Origin of the sequence: Streptosporangium sp. NPDC049376 (assembly GCF_044466505.1) — a bacterium.
Lineage (GTDB): Bacteria > Actinomycetota > Actinomycetes > Streptosporangiales > Streptosporangiaceae > Streptosporangium.
The window spans coordinates 304,767-328,964 of record NZ_JBITMT010000006.1; the positions used below are offsets into that span (position 1 = coordinate 304,767).

General features: G+C 70.2%; 14 protein-coding genes, 1 tRNA gene and 1 pseudogene. 6 read left to right on the forward strand and 10 right to left on the reverse strand.

Annotation, left to right across the window (positions count from 1 at the left end; translation table 11 throughout):
- Positions 1-369: 369 nt before the first annotated feature.
- The 4 genes from ACIBVQ_RS19375 (at position 370) to ACIBVQ_RS19390 (ending at position 12,155) form a co-directional block, all read left to right on the forward strand.
- Positions 370-3,831: a LamG-like jellyroll fold domain-containing protein gene (locus ACIBVQ_RS19375; RefSeq protein WP_399178917.1), complete on the forward strand. Its 3,462-nt coding sequence runs from the start codon at positions 370-372 to the stop codon at positions 3,829-3,831.
- Positions 3,832-3,853: 22 nt separating this feature from the next.
- A complete protein-coding gene (locus tag ACIBVQ_RS19380; protein WP_399178919.1) occupies positions 3,854-10,741 on the forward strand; it encodes a polymorphic toxin-type HINT domain-containing protein in 6,888 nt (2,295 codons plus the stop codon).
- A gap of 5 nt (positions 10,742-10,746) precedes the next feature.
- Positions 10,747-11,133 carry a hypothetical protein gene (locus ACIBVQ_RS19385; protein WP_399178921.1) on the forward strand — a complete coding sequence of 129 codons (387 nt, stop codon included), beginning with the start codon at positions 10,747-10,749 and terminating at the stop codon, positions 11,131-11,133.
- A gap of 437 nt (positions 11,134-11,570) precedes the next feature.
- Entirely contained in the window at positions 11,571-12,155 is a 585-nt protein-coding gene (locus ACIBVQ_RS19390) for a hypothetical protein (RefSeq protein ID WP_399178922.1), read from the forward strand.
- Positions 12,156-12,312: 157 nt separating this feature from the next.
- Here ACIBVQ_RS19390 and ACIBVQ_RS19395 read toward each other — a convergent pair whose 3' ends face one another.
- The 3 genes from ACIBVQ_RS19395 to ACIBVQ_RS19405 all read right to left on the reverse strand — a co-directional run bounded on the left by ACIBVQ_RS19395 (position 12,313) and on the right by ACIBVQ_RS19405 (position 13,581).
- Complete coding sequence (locus ACIBVQ_RS19395) at positions 12,313-12,816, reverse strand: DUF6653 family protein (protein ID WP_399178924.1); 504 nt, start codon at positions 12,814-12,816, stop codon at positions 12,313-12,315.
- Positions 12,813-13,409 carry a TetR/AcrR family transcriptional regulator gene (locus ACIBVQ_RS19400; protein WP_362917070.1) on the reverse strand — a complete coding sequence of 199 codons (597 nt, stop codon included), beginning with the start codon at positions 13,407-13,409 and terminating at the stop codon, positions 12,813-12,815. The genes ACIBVQ_RS19395 and ACIBVQ_RS19400 overlap by 4 nt, the downstream gene beginning before the upstream one ends.
- 79 nt (positions 13,410-13,488) lie before the next feature.
- A tRNA-Sec gene (locus ACIBVQ_RS19405) sits at positions 13,489-13,581 on the reverse strand.
- A 116-nt stretch (positions 13,582-13,697) separates the two neighbouring features.
- Here ACIBVQ_RS19405 and selD point away from each other — a divergent pair.
- Positions 13,698-14,735, forward strand: a complete 1,038-nt coding sequence (gene selD / locus ACIBVQ_RS19410) for a selenide, water dikinase SelD (RefSeq protein ID WP_362917072.1) — start codon at positions 13,698-13,700, stop codon at positions 14,733-14,735.
- A 117-nt stretch (positions 14,736-14,852) separates the two neighbouring features.
- Here selD and nrfD read toward each other — a convergent pair whose 3' ends face one another.
- The 7 genes and pseudogenes from nrfD to ACIBVQ_RS19445 all read right to left on the reverse strand — a co-directional run bounded on the left by nrfD (position 14,853) and on the right by ACIBVQ_RS19445 (position 23,130).
- Positions 14,853-15,845: an NrfD/PsrC family molybdoenzyme membrane anchor subunit gene (gene nrfD, locus ACIBVQ_RS19415; RefSeq protein ID WP_362917074.1), complete on the reverse strand. Its 993-nt coding sequence runs from the start codon at positions 15,843-15,845 to the stop codon at positions 14,853-14,855.
- Entirely contained in the window at positions 15,842-16,747 is a 906-nt protein-coding gene (locus ACIBVQ_RS19420) for a 4Fe-4S dicluster domain-containing protein (RefSeq protein ID WP_399178927.1), read from the reverse strand. The genes nrfD and ACIBVQ_RS19420 overlap by 4 nt, the downstream gene beginning before the upstream one ends.
- Before the next feature lie 100 nt (positions 16,748-16,847).
- Positions 16,848-19,019 carry an MMPL family transporter gene (locus ACIBVQ_RS19425; protein WP_399178928.1) on the reverse strand — a complete coding sequence of 724 codons (2,172 nt, stop codon included), beginning with the start codon at positions 19,017-19,019 and terminating at the stop codon, positions 16,848-16,850.
- Positions 19,020-19,082: 63 nt separating this feature from the next.
- The gene (locus ACIBVQ_RS19430) at positions 19,083-20,726 is read right to left on the reverse strand and encodes a BTAD domain-containing putative transcriptional regulator (protein ID WP_352012715.1); all 1,644 of its coding nucleotides are present in this window, start codon (positions 20,724-20,726) and stop codon (positions 19,083-19,085) included.
- A gap of 18 nt (positions 20,727-20,744) precedes the next feature.
- Positions 20,745-20,984: pseudogene (locus ACIBVQ_RS19435) on the reverse strand (winged helix-turn-helix domain-containing protein); the annotation flags it as partial.
- A gap of 123 nt (positions 20,985-21,107) precedes the next feature.
- A complete protein-coding gene (locus ACIBVQ_RS19440; protein WP_362917080.1) occupies positions 21,108-22,403 on the reverse strand; it encodes a histidine kinase in 1,296 nt (431 codons plus the stop codon).
- The gene (locus ACIBVQ_RS19445; RefSeq protein WP_399178930.1) at positions 22,393-23,130 is read right to left on the reverse strand and encodes a DUF4097 family beta strand repeat-containing protein; all 738 of its coding nucleotides are present in this window, start codon (positions 23,128-23,130) and stop codon (positions 22,393-22,395) included. The genes ACIBVQ_RS19440 and ACIBVQ_RS19445 overlap by 11 nt, the downstream gene beginning before the upstream one ends.
- 235 nt (positions 23,131-23,365) lie before the next feature.
- Here ACIBVQ_RS19445 and ACIBVQ_RS19450 point away from each other — a divergent pair, with 235 nt between their 5' ends.
- Positions 23,366-24,034, forward strand: coding sequence for a response regulator transcription factor (locus tag ACIBVQ_RS19450; RefSeq protein WP_352012699.1), 669 nt, complete (start codon positions 23,366-23,368; stop codon positions 24,032-24,034).
- Positions 24,035-24,198: the final 164 nt, after the last annotated feature.

Below are 24,198 nucleotides of genomic sequence, written 5' to 3' on the forward strand. Positions count from 1 at the left end.
GCGCATCCGGGAAAGAGGAGAGAGGGAAACCCGGCGAGACACCCTGGCGACCGATGTGACCTGGGAGAACATCCCATTCCAGATATTTTCCCGGCGGGCGAAGCCTCCGTCGCGTTTCGCCTTCCCGGTGGCGCCCGAGCGGCCCCGCTGAAATTCGAGAGGATTCAACCCCTCGGCAGTCGCGGAGGCGGACGACGAGGCGGTACGGCGACGCCTTCTTCGGCCCGCGGGCCGGGTCTCCAGCCGGTCGCCGGCGCCGTGAAACGGCACCGGTTTGGACTATCGGTGTTCTTGTTCCGTGATGTGCGTGCGACGGAACAGACGAACACTCCGTGAAAACGTGGTTACGCAGATTTTGTGGAGGCCTGGGTGCGGTTTTTCCCCCGCGGAGCGGTCATCGCCATGGTCATGGCGCTGCCGGCCGGTGCATTCGTGACCTTCGGCGCCCCGGCGACCGGAAGCACCGCGGCGTCGGCCCTGAAGTCGCCGACAGCGCCTACGGAACAGGCGGCCTCGCGGCAGGCGCGGCACGACAAGGAGCGGGTCGAGGTCTCGGCCCTGCGCACGGAGAACCGCCAGGTGTTCGCCAACCCCGACGGATCGTTCACCTCGGAGACCGCGGCGCTGCCCGAACGGGTACGGCGGGGCGGCGGCTGGGCCGACGTCGACACGACTCTCGTCCTCGCCCAGGACGGGAGCGTGCGAACCGTGGCGACGCCGCTGGACCTGACCTTCTCCGGCGGCGGGACGGCCCCACTGGCCGTCATCGGCGAGGGCGGGCGCTCGGTGGCGATGACCTGGCCCGCGAGCCTGCCGAAACCGGTACTGGAAGGGGACACCGCGACCTACGCCGAGGTGATGCCCGGCGTGGACCTGAAGGTGACCGCGTCGGTGCTCGGCTTCTCCGAGGTGCTCGTGGTCAAGACCAGGCAGGCCGCCGCCAACCCCGCGCTGAACCGGCTGGCCTTCGGCACGCGCGCGACCGGGCTGACGGTGCGTAAGACCGAGACCGGTGGCCTGAGCGCCGTCACCGGGACGGGAGCCGAGGTGTTCCACGCCCCGGCCCCGCGCATGTGGGACTCCTCGGGAACCGGGACGGGGCTTCAGGCCGGGCCACGGCGTGCGAGCAGGCAGGCTCTCATGGGTGTCGAGGTGGCCGGGGACCGTGTCGCGATCACCCCGGACAGGGCCCTGCTGACCTCCCCCGACACGACCTATCCGGTCTACCTCGACCCGCAGTGGTCGGGCTCCAAGCTGGCCTGGACGTATGTCGACAAGGCCTATCCCTCCCAGGAGTACTGGAACTCCAGCCACATGCCGGAGGCCGGTAACTACGGCAGCGGGCTCAAACGGTCGTTCTTCCGGATGGACTCCGACAACGTCAACGGCAAGCACATCCTCAAGGCCACCTTCCGCATCACGCAGGTCAAGTCCTGGGGCTGCACCTCCAGCCCGCAGGCCGTACAGCTCTGGCGCACCGACGGCATCTCCACCTCGACGACCTGGAGCCGCCAGCCGGGCTGGAGCGACCACCTGGGCAGCGTCGCCTCCGACGCCGGTTACAGCTCCTCCTGCCCGGACAAGGGCATCGAGTTCGACGTGACCCGCGCGATCGTCATGGCCGCCAAGTCCGGCTGGGTGAACACGACGTTCGGGCTGAAGGACTCCAACGACACCAGCAGCGGCGTATGGGGGTGGAAGGGCTTCAGCGGCGCGCCGAAGCTCGTCATCGACTACAACACCCCGCCCGCGGCGCCCTCGGGCATCGGCACCTATCCGGCGACACCCTGCGTCGTCGGGGCCTCCCGGCCGTCGGTCAACGCCGGTGACGCGGCGAACCCGCTCCAGCTGAAGGCCAAGATCTACGACCCCGACAAGGCCGGCGACGGCGTGCGGGCCGAGTTCGTCATGCACCACTACAACACGGCCACCGGCCAGTGGGACGACATCACCTCGACCCTGCCCGACGGAGGCAAGACGGCCTACAAGTACACCACCTCGGCGACCGACCACTCGGTGAAACTGTCGGGGCTCGTCACCGGGCAGAGTTACTCCTACAAGGTGAAGGCCTACGACGGCACCGACTCCAGCGCGTGGAGCAAGTGGTGTGAGTTCACGGTGGACACCGTCGACCCCGCCACCCTCCCCAAGGTGACCTCCCTCGACTACCCGGCCGACACCCCCGACGCCTGGCAGGGCAGCGTGGGCTGGGCGGGCGCCTTCACCCTGTCCCCCGGCGACGGCGAGACCGACGTGACGGCCTTCCGGTGGGCGCTCGACGACCCCGCCCTGGCCACGGCCGCCACCCAGGTGGCGATCCCCGCCGGACAGACCTCGGTGAACGTACGGCTGGCTCCCCGGCACGACTGGCTGAACGCCCTGTACGTCTATCCCGTCGACCGGGCGGGCAACGTCGGCAAGACCCCGGCCGTCTACGGCTTCTACGTCAACGCCGGGTTCGGCCCCGAGGGGCACTGGCGGCTGGACGAGACCTCGGGGACGACGGCGGCCGACTCCGGGGCGACGACACACCCCATGACGCTGACCGGGGGCGCCACCTGGGCCGCGGCCCGGGTGGGCGGCGGAATCCGGCTGGACGGCAGCACCGGATACGGCAGCACGACCGGCCCGGTGGTGCACACCGACAGGAGCATGAGCGTGTCCGCCTGGGTGCTGCTGGCCAACGGGAGTAAGAACTCCACCGTCGTCAGCCAGGCCGCCGACGTCGCCTCGGGCTTCCAGCTCTACTACGCCTCCTATTCCAAACGCTGGGTCTTCAGCAAGTACAGCACCGACAGCGAGACCGAGACCATCTCGAAGGCGCTCAGCGACACCGAGGCGACAACCGGCATCTGGACACACCTGGTGGGCGTGTACGACGCGCCACGCCGCCAGCTGCGGCTGTACGTCAACGGCGTTCTCCAGTCGGCGCCCGCCGCCTTCCCCCACGCGCCCTGGGACGCGACCGGCCCGCTGCAACTGGGACGGGTGAGGTGGCACAGCACGTACATCGAGAACTTCGCCGGTGACATCGACGACGTGAAGATCTGGAAGCGGGAGTTGTCCGACGATCCGCGCACGGTCAACGACCCCGGTCTCGGCGACGAGATCGCCGCCATGGCCAAGCAGCCGCCCGTCCAGCGCGGCTGGTGGAAGTTCGAGGAGAACACGGGCACCACGGCGGTCAACACCACCGACAGCCGCTGGCCCGCGACGCTCGGCGGTGGCGCCACCTGGTCAGGGGACGGCTTCGACGGCGGCGGCGCGCTCAGTCTCAACGGCACCGGCGCCTACGCGGCCACTTCGTCGGCGCCGCTCAGGACCGACCACAGTTACGCGGTGGCGGCGTGGGTGCGCCTGGCGGGCGACGACTCCTGCGTGCTTCCCAGCCGCGTCATGACCGCCCTCGCCCAGGACGGTCCCAGGAACAGCGCCTTCTACCTCGGCTACCGGCTCTACACCGAGAACGGCGTCAAGGTGCCCCGCTGGGCGTTCTCGACGACCGGCAACAACACCGACACCGCCATCTGGACGCACGCCGTGTCGGCCGAGCCCGTCGACTGCTCGGCGCTCAACACCTGGACGCACCTGGCCGGGGTGTACGACGAGCCCGCCAAGCAGATCCGCCTCTACGTCAACGGCCAGCTCGCCGACCAGCGTCCCTCCACCGGCGCCTGGGCCGCGGGCGCCCTGCAGATCGGCCGGTCCAGGTATCTGGGCGTGTCCGTCGACTTCCTCGGCGGTGAGGTGGACGACGTCCGCGCCTACACCGGCACCCTGACCGACCGCCAGGTCATCGACATCGCGTCGAACCTCCCCATCGGCGACTAGCCGGCACCCCCTGGAGGAAAGCGTGTTCGGTTCAAGGCGAGGCCTGATTCCGGTCGCCGGAATCCTGGCGGTCGTACTGCAGGCCGCGTTGATCGGCCCGGCCCCGGCCCCGGCTCAGGCGAGCGGCGGCGACCCGGGGTGGCACAGGGCCCAGGAGCAGCACGCCGTACGGGGCCATGAGGTCAGGGCACGCGGGCCCGTGACGGACCCGGGGGCCCGCTACGACCTCAAGGAGCCGCCCGCGGTGTCCTGGCCCAGCCCTGGCACGGCGGTTGTCGAGCTCCCGGCCCCGGCGGACGGTACGGCCAAGGCCGCGCCCGCCCTGGCGCGGGCCGGACGGTCGCCGATCCGGCTGGGTCCTGCCGTCCCCGTACCCGGCGGGGACGGCAGGGCCCTGGCCGGGGGCGGCCCGCCCACCGTCCGGGTACGGGTGCTGGACGCGCGCGCCGCGGACAGGTCGCGGATCGACGGGCTCGGCGTCCAGCTGACGCCCGGGACCGCGCCGTCCGCCCCGGTGCGGGTACCGGTCGAGGTGGACTACTCGGGCTTCCGGTACGCCTTCGGCGGTGACTGGGCCTCCCGGCTACGGCTGGTCCAGCTGCCTCCCTGCGCGGCCACCACCCCCGACCTGCCGTCGTGCCAGACCCGGAAACCGCTGCCCACCCGCAACGACGTCAGGACCGGCCGGCTGTCCGCCGACGTCGGCCTCGCCACCGGCGCCACCGTGACGCTGGCGGCCGAGGCGGCGCCCTCGGGGCCCGCGGGCACCTACGAGGCCACCTCGCTGTCGCCGTCGGCGACCTGGAGCGTCAGCAACCAGAGCGGCGCGTTCTCCTGGTCCTATCCGCTGCGCCTGCCACCGACCCCCGGCGGGCCGACGCCCAACATCGGGTTCGTCTACTCCTCGGGAAGCATCGACGGCCGGACGGTCGCCTCCAACAACCAGACCTCCTGGATCGGCGAGGGCTTCGACTACTGGCCCGGCTTCGTCGAGCGCAGGTACAAGCAGTGCGCCGACGACGACGTGAAGCCCAAACGCAACGACCAGTGCTGGGGCGACCACAACGCCACCCTCTCCCTGAACGGCCAGGCCACCGAACTGGTCCTGGACGACGCGACCGGCACCTGGCAGCCCAAGGAGGACGACGGCTCCAAGGTCGAGAGGCTCACCGGCGCGGACAACGGTGACGAGGGCGGCACCGACGACGACGGCGAGTACTGGCGGGTCACCACCCCCGACGGCACGCAGTACTACTTCGGCCGTGACCACCTGCCCGGCTGGGCGAGCGGCAGGGCGGAGACCGAGTCGACATGGACGGTCCCGGTGTTCGGCGACGACGACGGGGAGCCGTGCCACAAGGCCTCCTTCTCCGACTCCTGGTGCCGGCAGGCGTGGCGGTGGAACCTCGACTACGTCGTGGACCCGCACGGCACGGTCAGCACCTTCTGGTACGGCCGGGAGACCAACCACTACCGCCGTGACGTCACCACCCTGACCAACGGCGTCCCTAACGGCACCCCGACCGTCTACGACCGGGGCGGCTACCTCAAGCGGATCGACTACGGGCAGCGCTCCGACGCGATCTTCACCTCCTCGGCCCCGGCCAGGGTCGTCTTCGACGTCGCGGAGCGGTGCGTCGCGACGTCGAGCTTCGACTGCGCGGAGGGCAAGCTCACCAAGGACAACGCCAAGCACTGGCCGGACGTCCCCTACGACCAGAACTGCGACTCCGGCGACAAGTGCCTCGACCAGTACTCGCCGACCTTCTGGACACGTAAGCGGCTCGCCGCCGTCACCGCGCAGGTGCTGTCCGGCGGCTCGTACAGGGACGTCGACGGCTGGGCCCTCGACCAGGAGATGCGCGCCCCGGGCGACGGAACGGCCGCCGCGCTGTGGCTGGCCGGGATCCGGCACACCGGGAAGGTCGGCGGGACGGCGTCCCTGCCGCAGGTGAGGTTCGCGGGGGTGCAGCGACCCAACCGGGTCGACGCCCTGGAGGGCCGGCCTCCGCTCACCAAGTGGCGGATCTCCGCGATCGACAACGAGACCGGTGGCGCCCTGTCCATCACCTATTCGGACGAGGACTGCCGAGCGGGCGACACCCCCGAACCGGACTCCAACACCCGCCGCTGCTATCCGCAGTACTGGTCTCCCGAGGGCGCCACCTCACCCAAGCTCGACTGGTTCCACAAGTACGTGGTCACCCAGGTCCAGCAGATCGACCGCACCGGCGGCTCTCCGGACGTGCTGGAGACCTACGAGTACCTGGGCGGCGGCGCCTGGCACCACGATGACGACGACGGACTGACCAAGGAGAAGTACAAGACCTGGTCCCAGTGGCGCGGCTACGGCAAGGTGCGCGTGCTGCGCGGAGCCCCCGGTGAACAGCGTTCCAAGGCCGAGTTCACCTACTTCCGCGGGATGGACGGCGACGAACTGTCCGGTGGCGGCACCCGCCACGTCAAGGTCACCGACTCCGAGGGCACGGCCGTCACCGACGCCGAACCCCTGCAGGGCCAGGTCCGCGAGGAGATTCACCACGACGGCCCCTCCGGCGCCGCCATGACGGGCGCGATCAACGGCTACTGGGTCAGACAGACCGCCAAACGGGTCCGGTCCTGGGGAACCACCACGGCGAACATGGTGCGCGGCGACAGCGAACGTTCCCGTACCGCGCTGGCCTCCGGCGGGTGGCGGCGCACGACGACCGACACCGAGTACAACGCCGACGGCCTGCCCGTCCAGGTCGACGACCTCGGCGACGACGCCGCCGGTGACGACGACCAGTGCGTCCGCACGACCTACGCCCGCGACGCCGCCCGGTGGCTGGTCTCCTACGCCGTCAGGGTGGAGACGGTGACCAAGGCGTGCGCCGTCACCCCCGAACGTCCCGGCGACGTGGTCTCCGACGTCCGCAAGTACTACGACGGCAAGGCCTTCGGCGAGGCGCCGTCCAGGGGTGACGTCACCAAGACCGAGAAGCTCGGCTCGTGGGACGGCGGCCCGCGGTACGCCACCGTGGGCTCGACCACCTACGACGTCTACGGCCGTCCGCTGGTGGTCACCGACGCCAACGGCACCACGACCAGGACGGCCTACACCCCGGCCACCGGGCCGGTCACGGCCAAGCAGGAGACCAACGCGCTCGGCCACGTCACCAGGACCGAGGTCGAACCCGCCTGGGGACTTCCCGTCGCGACCACCGACGCCAACGGCAGACGCGCCGAACTGGCCTACGATCCGCTGGGCAGGCTGACCGGGGTGTGGCTGCCCGGCCACGCCAGGGCGACGTACGCCTCGACGCCGAACATGAGGTTCGGCTACCAGATCCGCACCGACGGGCCGACCACCGTCTCGACCTCGACGCTGCGCGACGACGGAACCACCTACACCACCGGTTACGCGCTCTACGACGGCCTGTTACGCGCGCGGCAGACCCAGCAGCCCGCCCCCGGCGGCGGACGGCTGATCAACGACACGCTGTACGACACACGCGGCCTGGTCTACAAGACCAACGACGACTACTACACCGAGGGCGATCCCGGCGGCACGCTGTGGGTCCCGGCCAGCGACGACGACGTCCCCGGCCAGAACGTCACGGTCTACAACGGCATGGAGTGGCCGACCGCGCGGATCTTCCGCAAACGCGGCGCCGAGCAGTGGCGCACCACCACGACCTACGGCGGCGACCGGACCAGCGTCGACCCGCCGCCGGGCTCGACCCCGGTCACCACGATCGTCAACGCGCAGGGTGAGACGGTCGAGGTCCGGCAGTACAGGGGTGACTCCCCGACCGGCGACTACGACGCCACGAAGTACACCTACACACGTGCCGGGCAGACCGCCACCATCACCGACACGGCGGGCAACGCCTGGGGCTACCACTACGACCTGCGGGGCAGGCTGGTCCAGGTCGACGACCCCGACAAGGGCACCGCGAAGCTCGCCTACGACGACAGGTCCGACTGGCTCAAGACGGTCACCGACGCGCGCGGCAGGAGCCTGTTCTTCACCTACGACGCGCTGGGCCGTAAGACCGCCGAGTACGAGGGGACGTCCGCGAGCGGCGTCAAGCTCGCCGAGTGGACGTTCGACAGACTCGCCGACGGCACCGAGGTGAAGGGCCAGCCGGTCTCCTCGACCCGCTATGTCAGCAACGCCGCCACCGGGGCGACGGACGCCTACACCAGCGCCGTGACCGGCTACGACACCGCCTACCGGGTCACCGGGGCCCAGACCGTCGTCCCCGCCGCCGAGGGCGGGCTGGCCGGCACGTACAGGACCACCACCGACTACAACTCCGACGGCACCGTCCACCGCGTCGTACTGCCCGCAGCCGGAGGCCTGCTCGGCGAGACGATGCTGTTCGGCTACGACGACCTCGGCAACCCGGCCACGATGCGGGGCCTGACCCCCTACGTCACCTCGACGACCTACTCCAAGCTCGGCCAGGTCCTCGACATGACGCTGAGCACGGGTCTGAAGCGGCTCAAGCGGACCAACTTCTACGAGGAGGGCACCAACCGGCTCACCCGCTCCCTCTACGAGCGTGAGACCGCCCCGATCTCCGTCACGGACACCGACTACACCTACGACCCCTCGGGCAACGTCACCAGGATCGCGGACACGCCGTCCGGCCGGCAGGCCGACATCCAGTGCTTCCGGCAGGACCACCTGCAACGCCTGACCGAGGCGTGGACGCCGACCGGCGACTGCGCCGCCGGCCCCTCCCCGAGTGTCCTGGGCGGGCCGTCGCCGTACTGGCAGTCCTTCGCCTACGACCCGGTGGGCAACCGGACCAAGGAGGTCGACCACCGGACGGCGGGCGACGTCACCAAGACCTACACCTACGCCGGGCCGGGCAGGCCCCAGCCGCACACGCTGACCTCCGTCGAGTACCGGGGCGGCACCCGTGACGGCCAGATCGACACCTACGCCTACGACAAGGCGGGCAACACCACCGAACGCGGCTCGGGCCGCCTGCTGGAGTGGGACGTCGAGGGCCACCTGGCCAGGTCGACCGACCCCTCCGGCGTCAGCACCTACGTCTACGACGCCAGCGGCGAACGGCTCATCCGCCGTGACCCGACGTCGGCCACGCTGTACGTCGCCGGCATGGAGATCCGGCTCGACACCGCCACCGGAGCCAAGAGCGCCACCCGCTACTACACCTACGCGGGCAAGACCATCGCCACCCGTACCAGCAGGGGTGTGACCTGGCTCGGCGCGGACCACCACGACAGCGCCGACGTCTCGGTCGACGACACGGAGACACAGGCGACGAGCCGCCGCCGCTTCACCCCCTTCGGGCAGCAACGCGGCACCCCGCCGCCGTTCTGGCCGGGCCAGCGGGGCTACGTCGGCGGCGTCGTCGACGAGGCCACGGCCCTGACCCACCTCGGCGCCCGCGAGTACGACGCGGAGACAGGCCGGTTCATCTCGGTCGACCCGGTCTTCGACGTCTCGGACCCGCAGAGCTGGAACGGCTACGCCTACGCCGACAACAACCCGGTCACCGGCTCCGACCCCACGGGCCTGATGTACGACGGCGGCGCGCAGCCCTGCCCGTCCTGCCGTGTCACCCCCATCAAGAACCCGGGTGGCAGCGGTGGCGGCATCTACGTCTGGTACACCCCGCCGCCCCCGCCGAGCAACCCGCCGCACTGCGGCCGCTGGAGCTTCGGCTGCAAGACGAAGCACTTCTGGACCAAGCACAAGGCGACCATCGTCAACGTCACCGTCACCGTCGTCGTCACGGTCGGATGCGAGGTCGCCACAGGGGGCGCGGGCAGTATCGGCTGCGTCGCCGCGGGCGGCGCGGCAGGAGGTCTGGCGGGCCACCTCGTCTCGACGCCACGCGACGAGTGGAGCGTCGGCGGCGCGTTCAAGGCCGCGGCGGTCGGCGCCATCACGGAGGTCGCGGGGTACGGCCTGGGCAAGGGAGCCGGCCTGGTCCTCGGCAAGCTCGCCACCACCGCGGCGGGCAGGGTCGTCGCGGAGGCGGCGAGCAAGGCGTCGGGCAAGGTCAGGAACGCCCTCGGCCGCGGCGGTGGCGCGGCGGCCAGAAACGCCGACTCACCGGCCGGTGCGGCCCGTCCTCGTGGCGAGACGGGAAACCCCAAGGCGGAGCCCGGAGGCGGTTCGCCCTGCAACAGCTTCGTCGCGGGCACCCTGGTCAAACTGGCCGACGGCACCTCAAAGGCCATCGAGAAGATCAAGGCGGGCGACAAGGTCCTCGCCACCGACCCGAGAACGGGCAAGACGGAGGCCAAAACCGTCCTGGCCGCCTTCTCCGGCCTCTCCTACCTCGGCCTCGTCCAGATCACCGTGGACACCGACGGCACCCGGGGAAACGCCACAGGAACCGTCACCGCCACCGAACACCACCTGTTCTGGGACGAGACCACCCACACCTGGATCAGGGCCGACCGGCTTCAGCGGAACGACCACCTCAGAACACCCAATGGCAAAACCGCAAACGTCCTCACCACAACCCCCGGGCGGACCCACCCCACCGTCTACGACCTGACCGTCGCCGACGTCCACACGTATTACGTGCTGGCGGGACAGAACCCCGTCCTGGTGCACAACTGTGGACCTGAGGCGGAGGTCATCAACCTTCCGGAGGTCACAGCCCCCAAGCCCCTCAAGCCATCACAGGCATATGAGGCATGGACTGATTTCCTGGGACCTGGACCGTACACAAACATCCACCCGCGAACCGGGAAGGTGGATCCCAACCGTCTCGTATCCTCCGATGGGCGCCGTAGCATCCGCATGGGGGATCACGAGATGAACAGCAAGCCTACGAAATTCCACTTCCACATGGAGACGTGGGATTGGAACTCCGTGACAAACACATGGACGATCGGCAACACCATGCAGCGAGTTCCCTTGGGGGTGAAATGATGCGAGTGGAAATCCTGCAGGTCCTGGACCCGGCGCAAGGAATCGTACAATTCAGATGCGAGTCCGGCACCGCGTCCGGCCGATGGATGGGAAAGCGCCCTGCAAAACCAGGGCACTTCGATATAGAGATCGAAGTGCCAGAAGAGGTCACAGAATGGACTTTCGCCTCCTCAGACACTACTTCCCTTTCGGAGGCCACCGGAGCAGGGACTGCCACCATAATTGCGGGTTCGGTTATCCGATTCGACGACGGCGATGATTCAATAGTAGAGATCAGAGTAGGGAAGGACATACTTCTGATCGAAATCACGAATCGCAGGTCGGAGCTTCCCGTGGAAGGTCAAATTTCCTTCTGCGCCCCCGAAATCCAGCTCTATCCGTATGATCTTTAACCGGCCCGTCGAATGGCACAAGGACGGATTCCGGCAGATTCACCCCGGATGGCCCCGTACGAACTCTCACACAAACGGCCGACGACCACGACGTGGCGAGCGACTGGAAAATTTCCACCGCAGAGGACAACGAATCGGAACCTGTGATCAACGTCTCAACCGTGCCGGGAGATGACGACCCCTCCACGCCACCGCACCGGAAAGCCGCCTCCGGACACCGCCGACGAAACCGGTCAGCGCGAGTGGTTCTCCGGCTCGATCCGCCGCGGCGGGGGATGCACACGGACGACAGCCGAGGCTCCGACTCAAGCGGGTGACCTGAACCGGCCATTTCCCTATCGTAATCACACGACTACCTTCCGTGGCGATAGGTTGCCGTCGCCCCCACGACACCGCATCCCGGCGGCTGGGGGCACGTCCGTTCAAAGGAGCTTCCTATGCGCCATCTGTCTGTTCTGTCGCTGGCCACCGCCCTCGTCGCACTGGCCGGTACGCCCGCTCTCATATCGCCCGCCCAGGCCGCCGCCCTTCCCGCCGTCACGAAGGCGCCCTTCAGTACCGCCCAGGCGGCCGGTGAGGGCCCCGGCTGTGGTGGCCACCAGGCCGACTGGCGTTCGGCCGCCCTCACCTCGGGCTTCTCCGGCTCGGCGCGGGCCACGTTCTGGAACGGCAACAGCGGCACCTCCGTCAAGCGCCGGGTCTCCGTCGTGCCCGGCGGCGTGGTTCCCCTGCTGCCCAAGGGGGGCCTGGCGGTCATCGGCGGCAACGTCGACGACATCTACGCCGGACAGCCGAAGGCCTTCGCCGGCACCGGCACCGCCTCCAAGCGCGGCTACACCTGGACCGTAGCCCCCAGCTCCGGCGACGCCCCCCGCCCCGGCGGGACCGCCACCCTGCTCAACCCCCGATGCGCCGCGGGCAGCACCACCGTCACCAGCGCCACCTACCACTACCAGTCCAGGACCGCCTCCGGCGCCTACATCCGCACCCTCGTCGGAACCCTGAGCCGCAAGGCGTCGTGACGAGGGACCGGCGCGACCACGGCGTGACCGGCGAAACCCCGCCCGCGTCGCCCCCGGCTCGGTAGACCCGGCCACGCCAGAACTCACGACCGGTGCCAAACCGGTCCGCCGCCGGGAGATCGGCCCGTTGACCCTCCGATCTCCCGGCGAACGTCGGTTACGCGGTTCCCGTGGCCTCGCCCACCTCGGAGGGGCGCGTCTGGTTGTAGAGGACGCCCAGCCGGTCGATGCGCCAGAGCTGGCCGTACACGATGAGGGCCAGGCCGAACACGGTCGGCCAGATCTCCAGGGCGATCAGCCCCCACACCAGCAGGGCGAGTCCGGCGAGGCCGCCGACGGTCCAGACCCGCTGGGCGACCGCGAACCCAGAGGGCGTGCGGGAGCGGTCCCGCATCCACAGGCGTTCGCCGTAGATGCCCATGGAGGACCAGGCGGTCGGCCTGGTGATCGGCGGGAAGGCGTGCGGGTTGGCCCACAGCCACAGGACGACCAGCGCCAGCGGCGCCAGCGACCACCAGCCGATCCAGGTACGGCTCCAGATCGCCGTGATCGCCAGCGGCATGGCGGCGAACCGGGTCCAGACGCTCCACGGATTGGCGTGACGCCTCCACGCCTCGTCGGTCATTCCGGCCATGTTCGCGTATTTGTCCAGAACGCTCATGTCAGCATTCCCCTTGCCAGAGTCCTGATGGTGGCTTCGAGCACCGCCTCGTAGGCGGGGCCGAACCGGTCGCGGTTGAGAACGATGAGACCGACGCCGCGGATCACTCCGACGAGCGTCTCCGGCGGAATGTCCGCGACCACGACACCCGAGCGCTGTCCCGCGGCCAGGTAGTCGAGCAGCGGCGTGACGACCTGTGGGGCGACGCGGGCGATCTGCTCGGGGCCGACACGCCGGGTCACCGTCTCCAGTTCGTCCGGCCGGGTGAGGAGCCGCCGGTAGAGGGGGTCTCCGGTGAGCACGCCGGTGATGGCGCGCATGACGGCGACCAGGCCCTCCTCTCCCGGCGGGTCGTCGAGGGCCGCCGAGATGCGGGCGGCCACCGTCGGGGCGCGACGGAGCATGATCTCCAGGTACAGCGACTCCTTGGAGTCGAAGAAGGAGTAGAAGCTGCCCTTGGCGATACCCGCCGGGGCGACGAGCTCCTCCAGCGAGGTCTTCCTCAGGCCTTGCGTGGTGAACAGCTCCTCACCGGCGTCGAGCAGCACGCGGGTGATACGTGCCTTCTCCTCGGTGGTGAACGCGATTGCCAAAGCTATGACTCCTTCGGTCATTTGGTCATAGCGTACGCGCAAAAGGTACGAGCGGCCAGACGGGGGCGGGACGGAGGAGCGGAGGCGGACGGGAATCGAACCCGCCAGGCCGAGGACCTCGGCCTCACCGGTTTTGAAGACCGGGGGGTCCACCAGGCACCCAGACGCCTCCAAGGGAGAACATACCCGCGGACGGGTAGGACCGCCGGGAGGCGAGCGGACACGAAGGGTCATGAAGGTTCACGGTGTCCCCTCGCGACCGTCGGCGGCCGACCGGAGGAGACGTAGATGGCAGCGGGACCCGGCATCCTCCCGGAAACGGGAGCGGAGACATCGGACACGGGCAGGCCCCGGCTTACGGGGTACGCCCACGGAGGCGGCTGCGCCTGCAAGATCCCGCCAGGCGAGCTTGAGGCCGTGGTCGCCGGGCTGCTGTCCGGCGACCGGCCGGACGACCTGCTCATCGGGCTCGACGACGGCGACGACGCCGCCGTGGTCCGCGTCGAGGGCGGCCGGGCGGTCGTGGCGACCGCCGACTTCTTCACCCCCGTGGTCGACGACCCCTACGACTGGGGGCGGATCGCCGCGACCAACGCCCTGTCGGACGTCTACGCGGTCGGCGGAGACCCGCTGGTGGCCGTCAACCTGCTGTGCTGGCCCAGGGACGTGCTGCCGATGGACCTGGCCAAGGAGGTCCTGCGCGGCGGCCTGGACGTGGCACGGGCGGCGGGCTGCCACGTGGCGGGCGGCCACAGCGTGGACGACCCGGAGCCCAAGTACGGCATGGCCGTCACCGGCCTGGCCGACCCCGCGCGGCTGCTGCGCATCGACGCCGGACGGCCGGGCCTGCCGCTGTCGCTGACCAAGCCGCTCGGGGTCGGCGTGCTCAACAGCAGGCACAAGGCGACCGGTGAGGTCTTCCCGCAGGCCGTCGCGGCGATGACGACGCTCAACCGGGACGCCTCACGGGCGGCGCTCGCCGCGGGCGTCGAGTGCGCGACCGACGTGACCGGCTTCGGTCTGCTGGGGCACCTGTACAAGCTGGCCAGGGCGAGCGGTGTGACGGCCGTGATCGACGCGGCGGCGGTGCCGTACCTGGAGGGGGCGCGTCAGGCGGTGCGGGACGGTTACGTCAGCGGTGGCACCCGCCGCAACCTGGCGTGGGTGGAACCGCACCTGGACCCCGGAGGCCTGGACGAGGAGGACGTGCTGCTGCTGGCCGACGCCCAGACCTCCGGCGGCCTGCTCGTCGCCGGGGAGGTGCCGGGCGCGCCGGTCGTCGGTGAGCTGACGGTCTTCGACGGCACGGCCGTACGGCTGCGCTGAGCACGCGGACGGTTCCGGGCCTCCCGGCACCCGAAGGCGTGCAGGTCTCAGGGGATCAGAGGACCCGCACGGCTTCGAAGGGCCAGGCGGGCTTCGACCCCACGGATCCGAACGGGCTCAGGAACCGGCGGGGACCGAGGCCGCCTGGCCCGCCTCCAGGCGCAGGCGCTGGGGGACGACGGTGTACCTGGGGTCGGCGGCCGAGGCCCGGCCCGCCGCGAGCAGGCCGAAACGGGTGTACAGCGCGCCCGCGGTGAGGGCGGCGCCGGACAGCGCGGTCAGGACACGGCTGCGTCCCGCCACGACGGCCAGCAGCCCGCCGCCGACCGTCAGGGCGCGGGCCACGCGCATCCTGCGCCCCGCCTCCCCCGTCCGGTACGGCTCGCCGACCAGCCCGAGCCGCCGCTCCATCAGCGCGCCCGCGGCCGTCTCGACGGCGGCCCCGAGTGCGCCCATGGCCCTGGCCGGGGCCGCGGCCGCCCTCGGGGTGGTCAGCATGCCCGCGGCTCCCGCGCTGGCCAGCGCGCTCCCGGCGAACAGGAACGGCAGTTCCTTACGCGCCTCGTGCCAGGCGGGTACGGCGGTGTCGGCGAGCAGGACGGCGGTGTAGGTCGCCATCAGCGGGCCGGTGATCACCGCGGCGGCGGCGGAGGCGTCGCCCGCGACGGGCAGTACGGCCGCGACGGCGGGGGCGCGCAGAAAGGCGGGGGTCCGCCGGGCGGGCAGCAGGGGGGCCAGCGCCGAGGCGGCGGCCAGCCCGGTCGCCCCGCTGTGCGCGGCCAGGATCCACGAGCCCATGCTCATCGGGGAGGTCGGCTTGAACACGCGCAGCATGTTGAGGAAGCGCTCCGGCCTGCCCAGCTCGGCGACCAGGAACCCGGCGCCCGCGGCGGCGCCGAGCGCGGCGGTCACCCTGGCGGTGAGGGCGAGCCTGGGGGTTCCCGCGAGCCCGGCGACGGCGGCCATCGTGGCGGCGGCGCCGGACAGGCCACCGAGGTACAGGTAGACCGGCATGTGCGGTTCGTGCCAGACAGGGGCTTTGATGATGGGCTGCCCGTAGTAGGACCGGAACCCGGCCTCGGGCACCATCGGCTCCTCCCCGCGCCTCACCTGCCCCTCCCCCGCTCCAGGGGGCCCCACGCCAGGAGACTCCGGCCCGGGAGGCCCCGGTTCAGGAGCCCTCGGTCCGAGGGGCCCCGGCCCTGGAGGCCCCGGCCTGCGCAGGCGCCCAGGAAGGACAGGGCGACGACGCCGGTGAGGGAAAGCGCGGCGCCCGCCGCCCACCGCCACATCTGCGGAAGGTCCCTCGTCGTGACCACCGGGTCCGGTGGCAGGCCGTACACCTCGGGCTCGTCGAGCAGCAGGAAGAAGGCGCCGTCACCGCCGACACCGTCGTCGGGGCTGGCACCGTACAGGCGGGCCTCCGTCCTGCCCTGCTCGTGCAGGCTCCTCACGCGTTCCTCGGCCCTGGCCCGTAGCTCGTCGAGCGGCCCGAACTGGATGGAGTCGGTCGGGCAGGCCTTGGCGCAGGCGGGTTCCAGGCCGCCGAGCTGGCGGTCGTAGCACATCGTGCACTTGAAGGCCCTGCCGTCGGGTTCGCGCCGGGCGATCACACCGTACGGGCAGGCGGGCACGCAGTAGCCGCAGCCGTTGCACACGTCCGCCTGCACGACGACCGTCTCGAACTCGGTGCGGAACAGCGCCCCGGTCGGGCAGACGTCCAGGCAGGCGGCGTGCGTGCAGTGCTTGCACACGTCGGACGACATCAGCCAGCCCTCAAGGCCGTCGCCGTCACCGTCCTCAGAGGCCGGGCGAGGACGTTCGATGAACGCCACATGACGCCAGGTGTCGGCGCCCAGGCTGCCGGTGTTGTCGTAGGAGGTCGCCCTGAAGACGAACCCGTCGTCGGGCACGTCGTTCCACTCCTTGCAGGCCACCTCACAGGCCTTGCAGCCGATACAGATGCTCGTGTCGGTGAAGAAGCCGGTCCTATGTGGTGTCACGTCCGTCACGGGAAGTCCTCGAATGATGAGTATCCAAGTTTCTGCCCTGACCTGGGAGAACGCCGAGGCTCTCTGAGCGGCTTGCCCGGGTCGGAGCAGGACAAACCTCTCAACGAACGTCGTGACGGACTCGGACCCGGATCCTTGTCACGCCACCGTGCGCCGGCGACCGGTGAAGATCCTCGGGCCTCGGGGCAAGGGTCTCGGTCTCACGCAGGCCGAAACGGGCGTGGAACCGGCGCAGCGGGCGGGGAGCCCACCAGTTGGCCGAGCCGAACAGGGTCATCACCGCCGGCACGAGCAGGCATCGGACCACGGTGGCGTCGATGAGCACCGCGACGAACAGGCCGATTCCCAGCTGCTCGATGTCGCTGAGCTCGGCGGTGCCGAAGCTGGCGAACACGATCAGCATCAGCAGCGCGGCGCAGGTGATGACGCGGCCGTTGCCCTGCAGGCCGCGCCGTACCGCGGTGTCGTTGTCCAGGCCGTCGTCGACGTTCTCCTTGATCCGGCCCAGCAGGAACACCTCGTAGTCCGTGGAGAAGGCGAACGCGAAGACGAAGACCACGAGGAACACGTACGGGCTCAGTCCCGGCAGGGTCAGCGTGTTCAGCGGATCGGCCAGCACGCCGTGCTGGAACAGCAGGGTCATCACCCCAAAGGTGGCCGCCAGCGACAACAGGGTCATCACCAGCGCGCTCAGGGGGATCAGCAGCGATCCGGTCATCAGGAACAGCAGCAGGAGCACCGACCCGACCAGGATGAGGACGGCCTGCGGCAGGTCGTCGAGGGTCTCGCGGACCAGGTCGATCAGTACGGCGGCCTCACCCGCGACCCACGACTCGGCCCCCGGCGGCCGGTCCGCGCGGATCCGCCGTACCAGGTCCTGCGCCGCCTCGCTCTGCGAGTCCGCGCGCGTGTCCATGACCACGGAGGTCAGTCCCGGTCCCTCCGTCACGACCGGCCGGACGGCGGACACGGCGGGATCCCCGCGCCACTTGGCCGCCCACTCGGTGAGGGTCGCCTTGTCGGCGCGGGAGACCACCATGACCGACGGGTTCACGCTCTGCCTGTAGCGGTCGGCCAGCTCGTCGGCGACCCGCACCGCCTCCATGCTGCGGGGCAGACCGGCCAGGTTGGGCTGGGCCACCCTGACGGTGAGCAGGGGGGCGGCGGCGGCCAGCAGGACCGTCAGGGCACCCAGGATGACCAGGGCGGGCCTGCGCTGTGTGAAGTGGCCGAGCCTGGCGAAGAGTCCTCGCTCGGCGCCGTCAGCGGGCTTGGCCTTCGCCGGCTTGATCCGCCTGCCGAGGAGGCCGATCAGCGCGCCCGTCAGCGTCAGCGCGGCCAGCAGCGCGATCAGGGTGGAGGTCAAGCCCGCGACGCTGAGGGTCTGGAGCCGGGGAACGTCGAAGACCAGCAGACCGCTCAGGGTGGCGACGACCGTCAGGCCGCTGAAGACGATGGTCCGGCCTGCCGTGGCCCAGGTCCGTCTGACCGCCTCGGCCGGCACGTGACCGTCGGCCAGTTCCTGCCGGTACCTGGCCACCAGCAGCAGGCCGTAGTCGATGGACAGGCCGAGGCCCATCAGCGTGACCACGCTGATGACGGTGGTGTCCATCGCGATGAAGGAGGTGAAGGCCAGCACACCGGCGAACGCCCCGAAGATGGTGACCACCGCGCCGAGCACGGGCAGCATCGCCGCGGCGACGCCGCCGAACACGAGGACCAGCACCACCAGCGTGAGCGGCAACGCCAGCATCTCGGCCCAGTTCAGATCGGCCTGGGAGGTCTCGTCGGTGCCCCTGTCGATCATGTCCTGGCCACCGATGCCGACCTTCGCCCCCGGCAGCTCCTTCGTCATGGCCCGCAGGCGTTCGGCCGCCTTGTCCATCAGGGGGTCGCCCCGCTGGTAGTCCATCTTCTCCAGGGTGACGGTGATGGCCATGCCACGGCCGTCGGGGGCGATGAGCGGCTTTCCCACCTCCCTGACACCGGCGAGGCCGCGGATGTCGTCGGAGGCCCGCCGAACGGCCTCCCCGGCCCGCGAGGTGCCGGGGTCGACGCCGTCCAGCAGTGCCACGAGCTGACCGCCCCGGTCCCGTCCGTCGGCCAGTGTCTGAAGCGCCACATCGGACTCGGTGCCCTGCGGTGCCCGGTTCGCCGCCAGGGAAGCGAACAGCGGCCCCACCGAGCCGAAACCCACACCCACGACGAGCAGCCAGAGGACCAGCGTCCACCAGCGGAACCGGAAACAGAAACTTCCTAGCCGAGCAATCATGTGACCAGGCTCGCAACAGACGAGTGCCCGGTCACGGAAGGCAGTGCCCGACTTTTGGTGGCATTAGGTACAGGGAACTCCGACCCAGTTCGGCCAGGGGGACACACCCGTGACCCGGGTGAGCGCGGCGCGCCGCTCACGCGGGGGTTCCTCCATCGCGGCGCGCTCCAGGGCGAACGCGCGGACCAGGTCGTGGAAGTGGTACTGGGCCGACATCTCCCCGGAGGTCGGGACGCTGTCGAGCAGCCTGGCGTCGACCAGCTGTTCGACCAGGCTCCGTGCCTCGGCCACCTTCGCGTCGAGGACGACCGCGGCCGTCCACAGCGCGAAGTGCGACACGTCGGGCAGCGCCAGGAGGTGGAAGGCGCGTCTGACCGGAGAGGAGAGGCCCTGGTAACTCTGGAGCAGGCTGGCCCTGACGTTCGTGTCGGCTATCCGCAGCTCGTCCAGGCGGCGATGCTGGACGTCGAGCAGCCTGGCCAGCTGGGCCAGCTTCCAATGGGGTTTGGTCGCCAGCCGGGCGCCGGCGATCCTGATGCTCAGCGGCAGGTAACCGCACAGCTCGACGATCCGGCCGGCCTTCTCCAGCTCGGACCTCATGCGGTCCTCGCCGACGATGCGGCCGAGCATGGTCATCGCCTCGCAGGGGTCCAGCACGACCAGGTCGAGCAGCGGCACACCCTCAAGGGCCGCCAGCCGCGCCCGTCCCGTCACCAGGACCCCGCACCCACGGCCGGTGGGCAGCAGCGGACGGACCTGTTCCTCACTGAAGGCGTTGTCCAGCACCACGAGCACCCGCTGGCGGATCAGCCTGCTGCGGTAGAGCTTCACCCGTTCGTCGAGGTTCGGCGGGATCGCGGCGCCGTCCACGCCGAGGGACTGGAGCATGCCGCCGAGCGCGTCGAACGGAGTGACCGCGGGCGAGGAGAGTCCGCGCAGGTCGACGTAGAGCTGGCCGTCCGGATAGCTGTCCTGGCACAGGTGCGCGACGTGTACGGCGAGCGCGGTCTTGCCGACCCCGGCCATCCCGCTGATGACGCATCCGGTGATCGACGAGTTCGACCCGCACCGCTGCAGGATCGTGGACAGGTAGGTGATCTCGTGGGAACGGCCCGTGAAGTCCGCGACGTCCGGCGGCAGCTGGGCGGGACGCACCGCGGTGACGACGGCCGGGCGTGCGGAGGCCTCGTCTGCGGCGGGCGGCGGGTTGAGGGCGGGGTCGGCGGCCAGCACCCGCATGAACAGTTCCTGCAGGTCGTTGCTGGGGTCGATGGACAGGTCGTCGGCGAGCAGCCGCCGGAGCTCCTGGTAGGAGGTCATCGCCTCGGCCTGTCGGCCGCTCCGGTACAGGGCGAGCATGAGCTGGCCGCGCAGGCGCTCCCGCCACGGGTTGAGCGCGACGAGACCGGTCAGCTCGGAGCTCAGCTCGGCGTGCCTGCCGGCGGCCAGATCGGCGTCGATCCGGTCCTCCAGTGTGGCGAGCCTGGCCTCTTCGAGCTGTGGGCGTTCCGCGTTGGTCAGGAGGTCGGTCGCGCCGGCCAGCGCGGGGCCCCGCCAGAGGGCGAGTGCCCGGGTCAGGGCGGCGGCCGCCTCGTGCGGCACGCCGACGTCGAGAAGCCTTCTGCCTTCTTTGGCCAGTCGCTCGAACTCCATCAGGTCGACCCTGGCGGGGTCGGCCTCAAGAATGTATCCAGGCCGCTGACGCATAATCTGAATGCCAAGCTTCTGACGGAGCCTTGACACATAGATCTGAATCTGCGCCTCCGAGGTCGCGGGTGGATGCTCTCCCCACAGCATCGCCGCGATTCGCGAGTCTGAGACTATTCGCGACCTTGCCAGTAAAAGCGTGGCCAGGAGCGTCCGCATCTTCGACGCGCTGAGCTTGACGGAACCCGATTCATCGCATACCTCTATCGGTCCGAGCAGATGAAACCGCAGATTTTGAGCAGGACTGATCAACGCCATTCTGTGCCCCCACAGTCGAAGCGTTTACCCCGTTTGTGTGCCATGCCTCCATATCTCGACCCACTTTGGGTAGTTTGCCATGAATTACAAGCCCATGTCGCGCAAGTCAGTAATAGTTATTGTTCAGTAAGAAACCTCGCACGGCAGATCGACCTTGATCGTCGTTCCCGCCCCGGCCGGGCTGTCGATGGCGAACGCCCCGTCCGCGGACGCGACCCGCTGGCCGAGCCCACGCAGCCCACTACCGGTGCCCACGACGGCACCCCCGCGCCCGTTGTCGGCGATGCGCACGTGTAGCCAGTCACCGTGCTTGTTGACGGCCACCTCGACCCTGTCGGCTCCCGAATGCTTGGACACGTTCGTCAGGGCCTCCGACACCACGAAGTACGCGATCGACTCGATGGGCGGCGGTAACCGGCCGGGCAGGTCGACGGTGAGCTCGACCGGGATGGGTGAGCGGCCGACCACACCGGACAGCGCCGCGTTGAGGCCGAGGTCGTCCAACACCGCCGGATGCAGGCCGCGGATGAGGTCACGCAGTTCGGCCAGCGCCTGCGTGGCCTCCTCCTGCGCCTCGTTGATCGCGCGCAGCGCCGGTTCGGGAAGGTCGGTCAGTGTCTGCCCGGCGATGGCCAGCTTCACGGCCATCGCGGTCAGCCTCTGCTGGGTGCCGTCGTGCAGGTCCCGCTCGATCCTGCGGCGTTCGGCCTCGATCGCCGCCAGCAGCCCCGCCCTGCTCTCCACCAGCTCCTTCTCCCGCGCGCTGCCCAGCAGCGCCATCGCGGCGCTCACGTCGATGGCGACGGCCGCGCGGGCGACCCAGGGCGCGGCGAAGAGCGCGGCCGCCCCTCCCGCCGTCAGCCCGAGCAGGGTGAGCGGTTCGCCGAGGTGCCAGCCGAACCCGCTCTCGGCGAACCAGGCCCACAGCGGCGCCGTGGTGAAGGTCAGCGCGGCCGCCGCGGTCACGGCCGTCGCGGCGAAACCGACACCGCCGATCAGCGGGGCGATCAGGTGGTAGCAGAGCTGCCGCCAGGTCGACTCCCTGCGCGCCTCGCTCATCACCCGGCCGAACCAGCCTCCGGCGACGGGCCGCCGCGTGAACGGGATGTCCACCCCGAGCAGCGCGGTGAACCGGGAACGCTGGATCGTGCTGCAGGCGCGGACGCATGCCAGCAGCGCGGCCTGCGCCACAACCGCCAGCACCGCCAGCACGATGGACAGCGACAGGCTCATGGTGAGCACGCAGAGCACACCGAGGACGAAGAAGCCGAGCAGCCCGACGGGCAGCCCCGCCGCCAGGTGCAGTACCGCCATCCAGGTCCTGGCCGTCAGAGGTGCCCGCAGAACCGCGCGTGACAGGCTCGCGAGACCGTGGCGTTCGAAGGTGGCGTTCTCGCCACGGTCCTGCTCAGGGGACATCGGAGGCGTTCCTGACGGTGACGTCGGCATAGGCGGTACTCGCCTCGATCGTGGTCGGCGCACCGGGATCCTGGCGGACCCCGATGTTCCTGTGTCCCTCGACGGCCGTGGCACGCACGTTGTAGGCGCGCCCCCTGGGCAGCCCGATCGTGACGTCGCCGTAGGACATCCGCGCCACGACGTGACGGGGCACCCCGGTGAAGCCCAGTCGCAGATCGCCGGATCCGCCGGTCACGGTGACGTCGGCGGCCCCGAGACCGGTGCCCTCCACGTTGCCCGAGTCCGTGTCGACCCGGATCGTGCCGCTCAGGTTCTCCAGCCTCACCTCCCCCGACGACGTGGTCACCGCCAGGGAGAGGTCTGCGGGCACCCAGATGTGGTAGGCCGTCGAGCACCCGGGCAGGTGCGGCGTGGACGGGCAGTCCAGGCTCAGCCGCAGCGTGTCGCCCTGCCACACCTCGTCGGCGACGGGCTTGCCGGAGGACCACGCCAGCCACCGCTCGACCTCCACGGTGCCGGAGTAGGACGCGTGCAGGACGACCTGCGTGTCGGCCACGTCGATCTGCAGCCGGGCCGGCCGGCGATACTCCTGCCGTTGCGTCTCCGACTGCCTGCCGAGCCAGGACAGCAGGGTCACCACGCACGCCAGGACGGTGAAGGCGAACACGGTCCCGCCGACGGCCAGCCAGAGCGGGCGCGATCCCCGTCGTTCACGAGTCACGTGCACGGATTCCTCCTGCCCGCGACCGTCGAAGGACGCGAGCGTCGAACGCCTTGTGTGCCGGACAGTGCCTGGATGCCGGATGCGGGTCTCAGCGTACTGCGACCGGTACAGGAGCGACAGATCACTTTCCCCGTGCGGGAGGGACAACTTGCGGATCATGATCTGATGGAGGAGGCCGTGGCGCGTTAGAGTGGGTCGGCTCGTGTACTGCTGGCGCAGCGTGATGTGGGGAGAAACCGTGCGCGTGGCAATCGCCGAGGACTCCGTGCTGCTGCGGGAGGGCATCACCCGGATACTTGAGGCCGGCGGGATCGAGGTCGTCGCGGCGGTCGGTGACGCGCACCAGCTGATGGAGGCGGTCGAGCGGTCGTCACCCGACCTGGTGATCATCGATGTGCGGATGCCGCCTACCCACACCACCGAGGGACTGCGGGCCGCGCTCACCCTTCGCAGGGAGCGGCCCGGGCTCGCGCTGCTGGTGCTGTCCCAGGTCGTGGAGGAGCGCTACGCCACCGACCTGCTGTCCGGGGACATGGCGGGCATCGGTTACCTGCTCAAGGACCGGATCGTCGACATCAACGGGTTCGTGCAGGCCGTACGGCAGGTGGCGGAGGGCGGAGCGGTCCTCGACCCCGAGGTGGTCTCCCAGGTGCTCGCGCGCCGCCGCAACCGCGACCCGCTGAAGACACTGACGCCACGCGAGCTGGAGGTGCTCGGGCAGATGGCGCAGGGCAGGTCCAACTCCGGGATCGCCGCCGCGCTCACGGTCAGCGAGAGCGCGATAGCGAAGCACGTCAACAACGTCTTCACCAAGCTCGGGCTGGCCCCTGCCGACACCGACCACCGGCGGGTGATCGCCGTTGTGCGCTTCCTGCAGGCGACGGAGGCACCCGGCGGAACCCCGTAACGGTCCCCGCCGGGACGCCCGGCAGCCGAATGACGGCAGAGGACGAAGTCCCTGGTGACAGCCGCCGCACAAGCACCGAGCCCGGCCGGGAGGTGGTCGACCGGGCCCTTGGACCCATGGGAGAAGTGCAGCCAGCTACCGGCAGGAGAGTGGTACAGGCCGCA

What these genes read in the sequence shown, in the direction of transcription:
- ACIBVQ_RS19440 (WP_362917080.1), bottom strand. Translation starts at nt 22,403, where the DNA reads ATGTCCCCTGAGCAGGACCGTGGCGAGAACGCCACCTTCGAACGCCAC.
- ACIBVQ_RS19430 (WP_352012715.1), bottom strand. Translation starts at nt 20,726, where the DNA reads ATGCGTCAGCGGCCTGGATACATTCTTGAGGCCGACCCCGCCAGGGTC.
- ACIBVQ_RS19395 (WP_399178924.1), bottom strand. Translation starts at nt 12,816, where the DNA reads ATGAGCGTTCTGGACAAATACGCGAACATGGCCGGAATGACCGACGAG.
- selD (WP_362917072.1), top strand. Translation starts at nt 13,698, where the DNA reads ATGGCAGCGGGACCCGGCATCCTCCCGGAAACGGGAGCGGAGACATCG.
- ACIBVQ_RS19425 (WP_399178928.1), bottom strand. Translation starts at nt 19,019, where the DNA reads ATGATTGCTCGGCTAGGAAGTTTCTGTTTCCGGTTCCGCTGGTGGACG.
- ACIBVQ_RS19390 (WP_399178922.1), top strand. Translation starts at nt 11,571, where the DNA reads ATGCGCCATCTGTCTGTTCTGTCGCTGGCCACCGCCCTCGTCGCACTG.